Source organism: Variovorax sp. RKNM96 (assembly GCF_017161115.1).
In the GTDB taxonomy this organism is placed as follows: domain Bacteria; phylum Pseudomonadota; class Gammaproteobacteria; order Burkholderiales; family Burkholderiaceae_C; genus Variovorax.
The window spans coordinates 4,437,641-4,451,177 of the sequence record NZ_CP046508.1 but is presented as its reverse complement, the minus strand read 5'-3'; the positions used below and the strand labels follow the sequence as shown (position 1 = coordinate 4,451,177).

Annotated in this window: 12 protein-coding genes; 9 read left to right on the top strand and 3 right to left on the bottom strand. The window is 66.6% G+C overall.

All coding sequences use genetic code 11. From position 1 onward, the window contains the following. Window positions 1–27 precede the first annotated feature (27 nt). From GNX71_RS20500 to GNX71_RS20485, 4 genes are all read left to right on the top strand, one after another. Complete coding sequence (locus tag GNX71_RS20500; protein ID WP_206174013.1) at window positions 28–1,419, top strand: acyclic terpene utilization AtuA family protein; 1,392 nt, start codon at window positions 28–30, stop codon at window positions 1,417–1,419. After that, window positions 1,416–1,778: a hypothetical protein gene (locus tag GNX71_RS20495; protein ID WP_206174012.1), complete on the top strand. Its 363-nt coding sequence runs from the start codon at window positions 1,416–1,418 to the stop codon at window positions 1,776–1,778. The genes GNX71_RS20500 and GNX71_RS20495 overlap by 4 nt, the downstream gene beginning before the upstream one ends. Before the next feature lie 45 nt (window positions 1,779–1,823). Further along, on the top strand, window positions 1,824–2,789 hold the full coding sequence (locus GNX71_RS20490; protein ID WP_206174011.1) for a tripartite tricarboxylate transporter substrate binding protein: 966 nt from the start codon (window positions 1,824–1,826) through the stop codon (window positions 2,787–2,789). 62 nt (window positions 2,790–2,851) lie between these two features. Then, window positions 2,852–4,948, top strand: a complete 2,097-nt coding sequence (locus GNX71_RS20485; RefSeq protein ID WP_206174010.1) for an alpha/beta hydrolase domain-containing protein — start codon at window positions 2,852–2,854, stop codon at window positions 4,946–4,948. Window positions 4,949–4,952: 4 nt separating this feature from the next. Here GNX71_RS20485 and GNX71_RS20480 read toward each other — a convergent pair whose 3' ends face one another. Beyond that, the gene (locus GNX71_RS20480) at window positions 4,953–5,732 is read right to left on the bottom strand and encodes an NAD(P)H-dependent oxidoreductase (RefSeq protein WP_206174009.1); all 780 of its coding nucleotides are present in this window, start codon (window positions 5,730–5,732) and stop codon (window positions 4,953–4,955) included. 92 nt (window positions 5,733–5,824) lie between these two features. Here GNX71_RS20480 and GNX71_RS20475 point away from each other — a divergent pair, with 92 nt between their 5' ends. After that, window positions 5,825–6,730 (top strand): LysR family transcriptional regulator, encoded by a 906-nt coding sequence (locus GNX71_RS20475; protein WP_206174008.1) that lies wholly within the window; start codon window positions 5,825–5,827, stop codon window positions 6,728–6,730. A gap of 246 nt (window positions 6,731–6,976) precedes the next feature. After that, the gene (locus GNX71_RS20470) at window positions 6,977–7,522 is read left to right on the top strand and encodes a DUF2867 domain-containing protein (RefSeq protein WP_206174007.1); all 546 of its coding nucleotides are present in this window, start codon (window positions 6,977–6,979) and stop codon (window positions 7,520–7,522) included. A gap of 36 nt (window positions 7,523–7,558) precedes the next feature. Here the strand turns inward: GNX71_RS20470 and GNX71_RS20465 are convergent, their stop codons facing one another. After that, entirely contained in the window at window positions 7,559–8,002 is a 444-nt protein-coding gene (locus GNX71_RS20465; protein WP_206174006.1) for a cupin domain-containing protein, read from the bottom strand. 166 nt (window positions 8,003–8,168) lie between these two features. Between GNX71_RS20465 and GNX71_RS20460 the strand changes: the two genes are divergently transcribed. Genes GNX71_RS20460 through GNX71_RS20450 form a run of 3 tightly spaced genes read left to right on the top strand, consistent with a single transcriptional unit; the run spans window position 8,169 to window position 10,979 of the window. Next, on the top strand, window positions 8,169–9,149 hold the full coding sequence (locus tag GNX71_RS20460) for a tripartite tricarboxylate transporter substrate-binding protein (RefSeq protein ID WP_206174005.1): 981 nt from the start codon (window positions 8,169–8,171) through the stop codon (window positions 9,147–9,149). 14 nt (window positions 9,150–9,163) lie between these two features. Continuing rightward, on the top strand, window positions 9,164–9,517 hold the full coding sequence (locus GNX71_RS20455) for a hypothetical protein (protein ID WP_206174003.1): 354 nt from the start codon (window positions 9,164–9,166) through the stop codon (window positions 9,515–9,517). A gap of 49 nt (window positions 9,518–9,566) precedes the next feature. Continuing rightward, the gene (locus GNX71_RS20450; protein ID WP_206174002.1) at window positions 9,567–10,979 is read left to right on the top strand and encodes a hypothetical protein; all 1,413 of its coding nucleotides are present in this window, start codon (window positions 9,567–9,569) and stop codon (window positions 10,977–10,979) included. A gap of 320 nt (window positions 10,980–11,299) precedes the next feature. Here the strand turns inward: GNX71_RS20450 and GNX71_RS20445 are convergent, their stop codons facing one another. Further along, a complete protein-coding gene (locus GNX71_RS20445; RefSeq protein ID WP_206174001.1) occupies window positions 11,300–13,537 on the bottom strand; it encodes a hypothetical protein in 2,238 nt (745 codons plus the stop codon).

The window sequence follows — 13,537 nt, the reverse complement described above, 5'->3', positions numbered from 1 at the left end:
AAAACCATTTGCCTACATTGCACCTCGATGAATGCCCAATCACTGCCCCCTTTGCTGATCGGCTGTGCGGCTGGTTTCTCCGGCGACCGCACCGATGCGGCCGGGCCGGTGGTCGATACGTTGATTGCGCGCCTCGCCAGCGGACCGGCCGGGCAGCGTGCCTTCCTGATCTTCGAGACGCTGGCCGAACGCACGCTGGCGCTCGCCCAGCTTCGCCGCCGCGACAACCCCGAGGCCGGCTACGAACCGCTGCTCGACGCGATGCTGCGGCCCGTGCTGGCGCGTTGTCTCGCGCACGGCATCCGCATCGTGAGCAACTTCGGCGCGGCCAATCCGCGTGCTGCGGCGCGTCATATCGCCCGCATGGCGCGCGAATTGGGTGCCGATGCACCCCGCATCGCTGTGGTGGAGGGCGATGACCTCTCGGGCGCTGAGCACCTCGCGCTGTTGAAAGACGCGCTCGGCCCGCAAGTCGAGGGCTTGCGCGTCGTCAGCGCCAACGCATACATCGGCGCCGAGCCCATCGCCGCCGCGCTCGATGCGGGCGCGCAGATCGTGGTGTGCGGCCGGGTGGCCGACCCTTCGCTCACGGTCGGTCCGGCCATGTCCCACTTCGGCTGGCGCGCCGACGACTGGCATCGCCTGGGCCGCGCGACCATGGCGGGCCATCTGCTCGAATGCGGCGCGCAAGTCTGCGGTGGCTACTTCGCCGACCCCGGCTACAAGGACGTGCCGGGGCTCGAAGCGGTCGGCTTCCCGATTGCCGAGATCGACGCCGACGGCCACTGCACCATCGGCAAGGCCGACAACACCGGCGGCCTCGTGAGCGAAGCCACGGTGAAGGAGCAACTGCTGTACGAGGTGCACGACCCGGCTGCCTACCTGACGCCCGACGTGGTCGCCGACATTGCCGAAGCCGAGGTGCGCGCACTGCCCGGCAAGGACCGCGTCGAACTTTCGGGCGTGAGCGGCCATGCACGGCCGAGCCACTACAAGGTCAACGTCTGCCACGAAGGCGGCTGGTTGGCCGAGGGCGAAATCTCCTATGCCGGCCCACGCGCCGAAGCCCGGGCCCGGCTCGCGGCGGACGTGCTGCGCAAGCGGCTCGACGGCCTCGCGTTGCGCGTCGACCTGATCGGCGCACTGAGCATCCTCGGCGACGATGCCGGCCGCGCACTCGCCGACACGCCCGACGCGGGCCTGCGCGACGTGCGCCTGCGCGTCGCCGCCACGCATGGAGAGCGCGCACAGGCCGAGCGCTTGGCACGCGAAGTGATGGCGCTCTATACCTGCGGCCCCGCGGGCGGCGGCGGCGTGCGCACCGCGCTCACGCCAAGGCTCAACACGCTCTCGTGCCTTTTGCCGCGCGAATCGGTGCCGGTGCGTTTCGAGCTTCTAGCCGCGGAGGCGCTGGCATGAACGCGCAAGACATGATCGAAGTCCCGCTCTACCGCGCAGCCCACGGCCGCACCGGCGACAAGGGCGACCGCTCCAACATCAGCGTGATCGCATGGCGTGCCGAGTTCTACCCGCTGCTGCTCGAGCAACTCACGCCCGGGCGCGTGGCCGCGCAGTTCCGCCACCGCGCGCCGTCGTACGTGCAGCGCTTCGTGCTGCCCAAGCTGCATGCGATGAACTTCGTGCTCGATGCGGTGCTCGACGGCGGCGTGAACGATGCGCTCAACCTCGATGCGCATGGCAAGGCGCTCTCGTTCCTTCTGCTCGACATGCCGATCCAGATACCTCGCGCGCTCGAACCGTTGCTTGCAGGGCCGTAGCGGCGCCGCTCCATTTTTCCTACTCATCCATCCGGAGACAAAACAATGAAACGATTTCCCCTCGCCGTAGCAGCCACGGCACTCGCGCTGGCCCCCTTGCTGGGCCATGCGCAGGCCTTCCCCGAAAAGGCCATCACCTTCGTCGTGCCGTTCGCGGCCGGCACCGCCACCGACCAGATCGCCCGCGCGCTCGGCAACAGCATCACGGCCGAAACCAAGCAGCCCGTCATCATCGACAACAAGGCCGGCGCGAGCGGCTTCATCGCCTCGCAGAACGTGGCCAAGGCGCCGGCCGATGGCTACACGGTGCTCATCACCACCAACACCACGCACGCCGCCAACGAGCACCTGTTCAAGAAGCTGCCCTACGACCCGGTGAAAGACTTTGCCCCCATCGCCGCGCTCGGCAAGGGCGGGCAGATCATGGTGGTGAACCCCTCGTTCCCCGCGAAGACCGTGGCCGAGTTCGTCGCGCTCGCGAAGAAGGAGCCGGGCAAGTACAGCTTCGGCAGCGGCAGCTCGTCGAGCCGCATGGCGGGCGAACTGCTGCAGCAGATGGCCGACATCAAGCTCCTGCACGTGCCCTACAAGAGCAACACCCTGGCCGTGACCGATCTGCTCGGCGGGCAGATCCACATGATGATCACCGACACCGCCACGGGCCTGCCGCAAGTCAAGGGCGGCAAGCTGCGCGCGCTGGGCATGTCGAGCGCCAGCCGCTCGCCGCTCGCGCCCGACGTGCCCACCATCGCCGAGGCCGGCGTGAAGGGCTACGAGATGGGCTACTGGTTCGCGGCCTACGCGCCCGCGAAGACGCCGCCCGCTGTCGTCAAGCGCCTGAACGAACTGCTCGTGAAGGCCGCGAAGAGCGAATCGGCGAAGACCGCTTTCTACGAACCGACCGGCACCGAGGTGTTCACCACCTCGCCCGAGGAACTCGCGAAGTTCCAGGCCGGTGAATCGCAGAAATGGGGCCGCATCGTGAAGGCCGCCGGCATCGAAGCGGAGTGATGCGCACGCCGTAGCGGAGATCGGCGCCGCGGAATACAGAACACCACAACAGGAGACAAACCATGAAACGCTGGAGCCTTGCGGCTGCCACGGTGGCTTCGGCCGCCCTTTTTCTGAGTGCCTGCGGCGGGAGCGGCGGTGGCGGCGGGGGCTTCGTGCTACCGCCCGTTGCCGGCACGCCGCCGCCCGTCACGCAACCCCCGGCCGCCACCGCGCCGAAATTCAAGCTCGCGATCACCAAGACCGAGGACGTGCCCGGCACTTTCGGCAGCGTCGGCGCCTACGAGAAGATCAGCGGCACCTTCACCGGCGAGGTCGACCCGAAGGACGCGCGCAACGCGATCATTCAAGATCTTTCGCTCGCGCCGCTCAACGCCAACGGCAAGGTCGAGTACACGTCGGACTTCGTGCTCTTCAAGCCCAAGGACATGACGAAGGCCAGCGGCGTGCTGCGCTACGACGCGCCCAACCGCGGCAACATCGTGAACCTCGATCCGTACTTCGCCTCGCGGGGCTACGTGTTCCTCACGGCCGCATGGCAGGGTGATGTGCCGGCAGCCGCCGGCAAGCTCACGCTCAATGTGCCGGTCGCGAAGAACGCCGATGGCAGCACCATCACCGGCACCTACCGCGCCGAACTGCTGCCCACGGTGGCAACGAACGATTCGCTGCCGTTGCCCGGCGGCCCCTTCAATGCCGCGATGCAGGCCTACGCGACCGCGAGCCTGGACAACACCAAGCCCGGCTACGTGCTCACGCGCCGCATCAACGAGGACGATGCGCGCCAGCTCGTTCCTGCGAGCGACTGGAAGTTCGCCAAGTGCGGCGCCGGTGCGCCGTTTCCCGGCACGCCCGACGAGACCAACGTGTGCCTGAAGGACAAATGGGACCCGGCCTACATGTACGAGCTGGTCTACATCGCGAAGGACCCGAAGGTCATGGGCCTCGGCCTCGCGGCGCTGCGCGACATGATCACCTTCTTCCATCGCGATGCGAGCGACGCCGCAGGCACGGCCAACCCGGTGGCAACAGCGATCAAGAACACCATCGCCTCGGGTGTCTCGCAGTGCGGCAACTTCATGAAGACCTTCGTGCACCTGGGCTTCAACGAGGACCGCGCGGGCCAGAAGGTGTTCGACGGCGTGTTCGCGCAGATCGCCGCGCGGCAGACCAACATCAACATGCGCTTCTCCATCCCCGGTGGCGGTGGCGGCGTGCGCAGCGACCACACGGCCTTCGGCCAGGCCGGCACGCGCGGCCTCTCGAAGGACTATGTGGACGACGTGGCCCAGCGCCGCGGCGGCATCCTCTCGCGCTGCGAGGCGAGCGGCACCTGCCCCAAGCTCTTCATCGGCTTCAGCGGCACGGAGTTCTGGACCTTGCAGGGCTCGCCGCTGCTCACCGATGCGTGGGGCACGACCGACCTCGTGCAGCCGGCGAACGCGCGCATCTACTACTACGCGAGCACGCACCACCTGCTGGGCCTTGCATCGCTGCCGGGCGCGAGTGCCGGCGCGCTCTACGCGACCAATGCGAACGCGAGCGTCATACCCGTCGTGCGCGCGCTGTACCAGAACCTCGAGGAATGGGTCGTGAGCGGCACCACGCCGCCCGACAGCCAGGTGCCCAAGCTCGCGGACGCCACGCTCGTGCGCCCGGCGCAGGTGAAGTTCCCGGCCATTCCGGGCGCGAACTACACGGGCCTGGTCAACACCTACTCGCTGCTCGACTGGGGCCCGAGCTACCGCCCGCAGGACGAGACCGGCATCGCCACCCAGGTGCCGCCCGCGTACCTGGGCCGCGACTACGCGATCCTCGTGCCGCAGGTGGACGCGGACGGCAATGACCTCGCCGGCATCCGCAGCATCGACGTGGCCGTGCCCGTGGGCACCAACACCGGATGGAACTACACGAACAAGCCGGGCACGATCGACCAGGCGGGGCTCTTCGGTTCGTACTTTCCGTTCGTGAAGACGAGCGCGCTGCGCGCCGGCACCACCGATCCGCGGCTGTCGCTGCAGGAGCGCTACACGGACCAGGCGGGCTACGTCGCAGCCGTGACCACCGCAGCCAACAACCTGGTGGCCAGGCGCTTCATGCTGCGCGTGGATGCCGACGCGGCGATTGCCAACGCCACCGCCAACCCCGTGCTGCCTTGATCGATCAGTCGGCCACGTGCGCCGCGAACCCGGTGCGGCCCGGCGCGATGTCGGGCCGCAGGGTGAGGGCGGGAATCTCGTAGTCGCCCGCGTTCTGCGGCCGGAACGCGATGGGCGTTGTCGTCCACAGCGCATCGAGACGATCACCGAGTTCTTCGGTGATCCGCGCATAGGCCGCGTCATCGACCTTGCCCGTGCGGTACACCACGTACGGCGGCAGCACCTCGAAACCCGGGTAGTAGAGGATGCCGTGGTGAATGGGAAACAACAGGTCGTCCATCGGCCCGTTGATGCCGCGCGGGCTGTAGTGCGGCGCCCAGCCGCCGGTGGTGACCACCAGCATCGCGCGCTTGCCCGCCAGCGTGCCTTCGCCGAAGCGGTCGCCCCAGTGCGTGTCGGAGTGCTCGCCGATGCCGTAGGCAAAGCCATAGGCATACACGCGCTCGACCCAGCCCTTGAGGATGGCGGGCATCGAGTACCACCAGAGCGGAAACTGGAAGATCACCGCATCGGCCCACAAGAGCTTGGCCTGCTCGCCGGCGATGTCGCCCGGCTGCGTGCCGCCCTCGAAGGCGCGCAGCGAATCGAGCACAGGATCGAAATGCGCACCGGGTTCGACGTGCGGGAAGTCGGCGACATCGAGCGGCGCCTTCCATTGCATGGCGTAGAGATCGGACACGCGCACGTCGTGCCCGGCTTGCGTGAGGCGCTCCACCATGAAGTTTTTCAGCGAGCCGTTGAGCGAACGGGCTTCGGGGTGGGCGTGGACGAGGAGGACTTTCACGGTTGGGTTGCCTGTGGAATGAAGAACATGTCCGCAGGTTAGGAGCGATGGCGATATATTGGAAATGAATAGTTCGAATTCCAGCCATTGCCATGAACAATTTCAACCGTCTCGACCTCAACCTGTTGATCACGCTCGACGTGCTGCTCGCCGAGCGCAACGTCACCCGCGCCGCAGAGCGATTGAACCTTTCGCAGCCCTCGGTGAGCGTGCAGCTCGCCAAGCTGCGTGAGGCCTTCGCCGACCCGCTGCTGGTGCCCGCGCAGCGCGGTATGCGGCCCACTGCGCGCGCCGACGAACTGCGTGAACCGTTGCGCGAAGCGCTGGAGTCACTGGGCCGTGCGGTGGCGCCGACCAAACCCTTCGACCCCGCCGAGGCGACCACCACCTGGCGCGTGGCTGCGGCCGACTATGCCGAGTCGGCCATCCTGCTGCCGGCGCTGGCCGGGCTGCGCAAGGCAGCACCGAACACGCGGCTGGCCGTGGTGGAGGCCGTGCCGTCGCGCATGGCGCGGCAGCTGGAGCATGGGGAGATCGATCTGTTCTTTCACACGAGCGTGGGGGCGCCCGCTGGGCTGCATCGACGGGTGCTGTTCAACGAGCGCTATGTGCTGGCGGGGAGGGCGGGGCATCCACGGCTGAAACGCAAGCCGACGCTCGCGCAGTTCTGCGCGATGGAGCATGTGGTGGTGTCGCCGGCCGGCGGCGGATTCACGGGGCCGACGGACGATGCGCTGGCGCAGATGGAATTGACGCGGCGCGTAGTGCTGTCGGTGCCGCACTTTCTTTTCATGATGTCGGTGCTGGCCGAGACCGACATGGTGGCGATGCTGCCCGAGCGGCTGGCGCGCGGCGCGCCAGGGTTACGGGTGGTGGAGGCGCCACTGGAGGTGCCGGGGTATGAGATGGCGATGCTGTGGCATGAACGGCGGCATCGGGATGCGGGGCATCGGTGGGTGAGGGAGTGGATTGCGGGGAGTTGCGCGGGCTCGAGGTGATTTCGATTCGGTGCGGGGACAGTTCTTTGAGCGAAGACCGCGACGAACAGGAGGCCGAGCTTTTCCACTGGTGTCCCCTATGGAATCCAGTGCGACCTGCCACGCATAAGATGCGGGGACCGGGAGCGATTCCTCTCCGGGGTGCTGGAGAATTCCAATGACTGCGATTGCCGGGAACACAGGTCTCGTCACGCGCCCGCTGTCTCCCGTCCCTCACGTCATCCGTTAGACCTTGGAGTGCCATTCATGCCAAGCGAACTCACACTGGTAAAGCCGGTTGCTCTCCCCGCGCAGTCTGCCGTCGCCACCATTTATGAGTCAGTGAATCTCGCTGACGCATTTGCGGTTCAACTTCCCTTGGGCACCTCCAGCGATCCGGATGTCCTGTGGCGATTCCTCATTGCGCAGCAGCCATCCTGGATCGGATGGCTCACCAACGTCCGGGATGCCATCGTTGCGTTCTTTGGTCTGAAGACCGCCAAACACCTTGCGACTCTCTCCAACGAAGCCAGCGTTGACCGCATTGGCATCTTCAAGGTCTACGGCAGAAGTGCCACCGAGATCGTCTTGGGCGAGGACGACAAGCACCTCGATTTCAGGGTGTCGGTACTCCACACGCCCGACTTGTCTCCCACACGCGGTGGGCAACTGACGGTCTCGACTGTCGTCCACTGCCACAACCTCCTGGGACGAGCCTATTTATCGGTCATCGCTCCCTTTCATCGCCAGGTTGTGAAAGCCAGTCTTCGTCGCGCTGCAGATGTCGGGTGGCCCAAGGCAGCCGCAAGTTAGGGGCAAGGACAAGCCCGGCGCGTCGTTCACACCTTCTCAGGCCGCCACTGTGACGCCGTGGCGCTCGAGAACGGCCAGCAGTGTCGGAACATCGGGTGGGCCCGCTGGAACCTCGTGGTCGACGGCAGTGAACATCTGGGCAGCCAAGGCGCCTTGCCCGGTGATCTCCAGCATCCGGCCGCCACCTTTGCCGTACTGAAAGCCGTGCACCGTTCCGCGCGGCACGTGGACCAGCGTTCCAGGACGACAAGCGTGCACGCGTCCATCGCAATGAAAGTCGATCTCGCCGTCGAGGACGTAGAAGGATTCGTCCCAGTCGTGGCTGTGCGGAGGCGGGCCGGTTCCCTCGTCCCCCTGCTGAAAGGTGATCCCGTAGCTGTTTGTCGCCGCGTTCGACGCCAGGACGGTGACTTGCGTGCCAAGCACATTCAGAGGAACTTCGCGCTGATCACGCGTCAGGACAAAGTACGGAATCGTCATGTTCCATCCTCCAGGTCGGGAGTGCGATTTTGCGCGCCGCACCCATGAGGCACAAGCCGCCCGCACAGCGTTCACCTAAAGTGACTGCCTTAACAACCGGGCATCTTCTGCCCGGCGCAGGCGATCGATAGGATTTTCGGCTTCCTATCCTTCGAGACAACAATCAATGAAGAAGCGCCTCCTCACGATCGCGTTCGCGATCTCGGCCATTGCCGCATTCCCTGCCTTTGCCGAGTATCCCGACAAGCCGATCACGCTCGTGGTGCCGTTCGCCGCCGGGGGGCCGACCGACAAGGTGGCGCGCGACTTCGCCGAGGCGCTGCGCAAGCAGTTGGGCAATGTCGCCATCGCCGTGGACAACAGCGGGGGCGCCGGCGGCACGCTCGGTGCGGCCAAGGCGGCGCGCGCGCCCAATGACGGCTACACGCTGCTGCTGCACCACGTGAGCATGGCGACCTCGCCCGCGCTGTACCGCAAGCTCCCCTACGACACGCTCAACGGCTTCGAGTACCTGGGCCTCATCAACGAGGTGCCGATGACCGTCATCAGCAAGAAGACGGTGCCCGCCACCAACTTCGCCGAGCTGCGCAAATGGCTCGAAGGCAACGCCAGCAAGACCAACCTGGCCAACGCGGGCATCGGCTCGGCCTCGCACCTGTGCGGGTTGATGCTGCAGAACGCGCTGAAGATCGAGGTGCAGACCATCCCCTACAAGGGCACGGCGCCGGCAATGACCGACCTCATCGGCGGCCAGGTCGACGTCATGTGCGACCAGACCACCAATACCACCGCGCAGATCGAAGGCAACATGGTGAAGGCCTATGCGGTGACGACGCAGCAGCGCCTGAAGACGCCCGCGCTGGCGGCGTTGCCGACGCTCGACGAGAGCGGTTTGAAGGGCTTCAACGTCAGCATCTGGCACGGCCTCTTCGCCCCCAAGGGAACGCCCAAGGCGGTCACCGACAAGCTGAACGCGGCGCTGAAGGTGGCGTTGAAAGACCCCGGCTTCGTCAAGAGCCAGGAAGGGCTCGGCGCGGTCATCATCAGCGACGCGCGGGTCAACGGGCCGGAGCACAAGAAGTTCGTCGAAGCCGAAATCGAGAAGTGGGGCTCAGTCATCAAGGCGGCAGGGCAGTACGCGGAGTGAGCATGGACAACGTCATGACGAATCCGAACCGCCTGCGCCTTCGGCTGATCGCGCTGGCGGCGCTGGCGCCATTCGCAGGTGCCGCCGCGGCCGCCTCGCCGAAGTTCTCGGTCGAACTCGTGGGCGGCCGCATCAAGGGCGACGACACGCTGAAGGTGCGCCAGGGCGACCAGGTCCAGGTGAGCGTCGTCAGCGACCAGCCCCTGGTGCTGCACCTGCACGGCTACGACATCGAGACCCAGGTCGCGCCGCCCGCGACCGCGCTGCTGGCCTTCAAGGCCGACCTGGCGGGCCGCTTCCCGGTGCACGAGCATCGCCATGGGCCGGGCAATCACCGCGCCGTGATGTTCATCGAAGTGCATCCGTAGGCCCGCTCTGAAAACCTTCCGATCCGGCTTCGGTCTCGCCGTTGCGTGCGTGGCCGCCAGCGCACATGCGCATGGCTTCGGCCAGCGCTTCGACCTGCCGCTGCCGCTGTGGCTGTGGCTCACGGGAGCGGGCGCGACCCTGGTGCTGACCTTCGTGGCGCTGGCGTTGTTCGCGCGGCAGCGCGACTTCGGCGCATCGTTCCTGCGCAGCGTCGACCTGCTGCGGTTTTCGCTGCTGCGACGCGTGGCGCATCCGCTTGCGGTCGTGTTGCGAACCGTGAGTTGCGCGGTGTTCGCGCTGACACTGGCCACCGGCTTCCTCGGCAACCAGGACGCCTATGCGAACCTGATCGTCACGATGGTCTGGGTGCTGTGGTGGGTGGGCATGGCCTTCTTCTGCGCGCTTGTCGGCGATCTGTGGGACATCGTCAATCCGCTGCCCGTGCTGTATCGCGCGGTCGCCCGCGTGATCGGCGGGCGTGAATCGCTGGGTCTGCCCTGGCCGGCATGGCTGGGTGCATGGCCGGCGGTCGTGCTGTTCTTCGCTTTCGCGTGGGCCGAACTGGTCTGGCAGGACAAGGATGTGCCCCGCGCGCTCGCCTCCGGCTTGCTGGCCTACGCGGTGTCGAGCTGGTGCGGCATGCTGCTGTTCGGCGTGGAGGCCTGGCGCAGCCGGGCCGATGCCTTCGCGATGGTGTTCCGCGTACTGGGCCGTTTCGCACCGCTCGAGCTGCGCAGCGCGACGCCGACCGAGCCGGCGCGCCTGCGCCTGCGGCCCTACGCCGCCGGCCTGCTGACGGATGGGCCGGTGCCCAGTTCGGTGGCCGCATTCGTGCTGCTGATGCTCGCAACGGTCACCTTCGACGGCTTTCACGAAACGCCGCTGATGGACCGCATCGGAACCGCCGCACAGACTTCGCGCCCGGTGGCCGAAGCGCTGTTCACGCTCTCCTCCGCGACAGGCATGGACGAGACGCAATGGCTCAACACCGCGGTGCTGTTGCTGTTCCCGCTGGCCTTCGTGCTGATCTTTCGCTGCGTGGGCGCGTGGATGCTGCGCCTGGCCGGCAGCTCGGCCCATGCGGACCTCAACGCGATGGTCTGGAGCCTGGTGCCGATCGCCGTGGCTTACCACCTCGCGCACTACGCGTCGCTGCTGCTGACCACGGGGCAGTTCATCGTCCCGCTCGCGTCGGACCCGTTCGGCTGGGGCTGGAACCTGTTCGGCACGCGCGGCCGCGCCGTCGACCTGGGCATCGTCAGCCCGGCCGTGTACTGGTACACGGCGGTCACGCTGATCGTCGTCGGCCATGTGCTGGCGGTTGTCGTCGCCCATGTCGAGGCGTCGCGCCGCTTCGCGAGCCACCGGGCGGCGCTGTTGAGCCAGCTGCCGATGCTCGTGCTGATGGTGGCCTACACAAGCCTGAGCCTCTGGATCATGGCGCAGCCCATCGTGGGCTGATCGTCATCTCCGACACCTGATCGATCGCGCTGTCGTCGGGCAGCTTGCCGCTGTCGCGGCAGCTGCTCGGCACCAGCGCGCGTCGTCGGGCCTTCGAGTTCCAATCGTCTCGCACTCGCATTGCCGAACTCGAACACCACCAGCGCACGCCCCACATGCGATAGCGCGCAAGCCATCCATGTCCTTGCACTTGAGCGCTGCATGCACACCATCGACCGCACGAGCGTTTGTGGAGCCAAAAGAAAAGCCCCCGACTCATCGAGAGCCGGGGGCTTGGGGGGGCAGGGATGTCGGGTCGTCGATGCGACCCGAGGTGTGGATCAGCTCTTCAGGTTCTCCACCGCCAGCTTCCCGCCGGCCTGGAGGTAGCCATTGGTCGTGAACGAGCAGCCCTCGGTGCAGGTCAGCGAGAAGAAGCCCTTGTTCCCGCCGTTGTCGGTCACCTGAAGGCGGAACTTCGCCGGCTGGTCGTTGAAGGTGCCGGCACCGTCGATCTGCACCGAGTTCTTCGTCGCCGTGACTTGCGTGCCATCCGCATCGATGGCCGAGCCCAGTCGCGTCACCGACGTCAGCTGCACCTTGTTGCCTGCGCCATCGACGCTGAGGCTGACGGTCGGGCCGTCCTTGCCACGGCTGGCTTCCAGCGAGACCGTGACGTCGCCCTGTGCCGTGGACACTTTCCCCTTGACGCTCGCGGTGCGGCTCATGCACGCGTTGTACTGCGGGTTGGTCAGCTCGATCGAGACCAGGCCGCCCTGGTTCCAGCCCGTGTAGTACAGGCAGTTGTCGGCGTCATAGCGCGGGTCGGGACGCGAGAAGTCCATCTTGCTGGGCGTGTTGCGCCGGGCGACGTAGTAGCCGATTTCCTTCGGGCTCGTCGGGTCGGTCCAGTCGGCGAAGCGAATGCCGCCCGAGGCCGCCGCGTAGACCGCTATGCGCATGTTGTTGCGGTCGTCGAAGTTCAGGTAGTGAACCATCGGCACGTTGCCGCCTTCCGCCACCAGCGTCGGGCAGACGCTGGCCTTGTTGGCATCCTGCTCGAAGGTGCCGACGATCTTCGGATGCTTCTCGTCCGAGATGTCGATCATGCGGCCGAAGCTCTGCTGCTTGCACTGGTTCGGCAGGCCGTTGGTGTCGCTCGTCGTCAGGGCATACGACTCGTCGGTCGAGACGATGTACTCCTTGCCGTTGATGTGCCGCACCCACTCGGTCGCGTGCGTCGCCGAGGTCGAGGTCATCCGGGCATAGCCACCCTGCTCGAACTCGGGGTTGGGCTGCTGGTCGCACCACGAGAGGAAGCTCACGTACTTCAGCTTCGGATCGGCCACGCGCTTGACGATGTCGCTCGAGTCCATGACCAGCAGGCCGTTGGCGCAGGTTTGGTCGCGCCAGAACGTCGTGGTGGGCGTCGGTAGGTTGCCGGCCACCTGGCCGCCGCCGCCGTACACCGCGAGATAGATCCGCGTGCCGTCCGGGTTGGTGCTGACGTCGTGCACGTTGGTCGCGGCCATGATCCGCCAGTTCTTGTTGCTCTTCACCTCGTCGGGCAGCATCGACCGGTTCCAGCTCAAGAGCAGCTTCGGATTCTTCGGATCGTCCAGGCTGGTGATGTGCACGTCGACGCGCTTGTTGTCGATGGTGTAGTTGGCGAAGTTCTCGTCCGTGGGGGAGGTGCCGCCCGTGATGAGCGTCGTGCCGCCGTCCTTGGCCGTGGTGCCGAAGGGCACGCCGTACCAGGTCTTGCCGTCCGGCGAGAGCCAGCCGTCGTGGTGGCCGCCGGAGGACTGGTAGTTCGCGTTCAGCGGCACAGGGTGCAGGCAATCGCTGACGTCATAGACGTCCACCATCCTGTTGTCCTTGTAGCCGGCCACCAGCAGGTCGCCGGAGAGCTCGAGGCCCGAATAGGCTTCAAGCGCCGCCGGGGTGCGAAGGATCTTCCCGTTCGGGTTGACGGGGGTGGTGGCGGTGGTTTCCTCGCCCCACTTGTTGGTGCTCGTCGCCTTGACGCTGGCCGACGGTGCGGTGCCGACGACGGTGGTGTCGCCGCTCGCGGACGCGACCTGCATCTTCGAGGGCGTCTTCATGTCGAACACGATGATGCCGGTGGTGAGTGCCGCATCGCCGCCCGCCGCGCCATCGCGATTGGAGGCGTAGGCGCAACGTGTCGTCCCCTTGGCCTTGATCTGCAGGTCGCCGAAGGCGCCGCGGCCGAACAGCGTGTGCTGGGCGACCTTTCTCGCGCCGCACCAGTAGCCCTGGAAGCCATCGGGGTTGGCGGTGGCGTCGTACATCGCCGACTTGGGGATGTGGCCGTTGACGCCCGGTTCTCCCTGGTCCCCGGGCCCGGGCTCGCAGATCCTGGGCGGTGTCACGTAGTCCTGGGCCACCGGCCCGGTGTCGGCGGGTGGTTGCTCGGAGCCGGCCGGCGGCTGTGCAGGCGGAATGATGATGGGCGTCGCGCCGCCGTCGTTGCTGCCGCCGCACGCCGCGAGCAGCAGCGCGCCGGTGAGGGAAGCAATCAACAACAGGTTGGCTTTGGAGGGTTGTCTTCTTTTCAT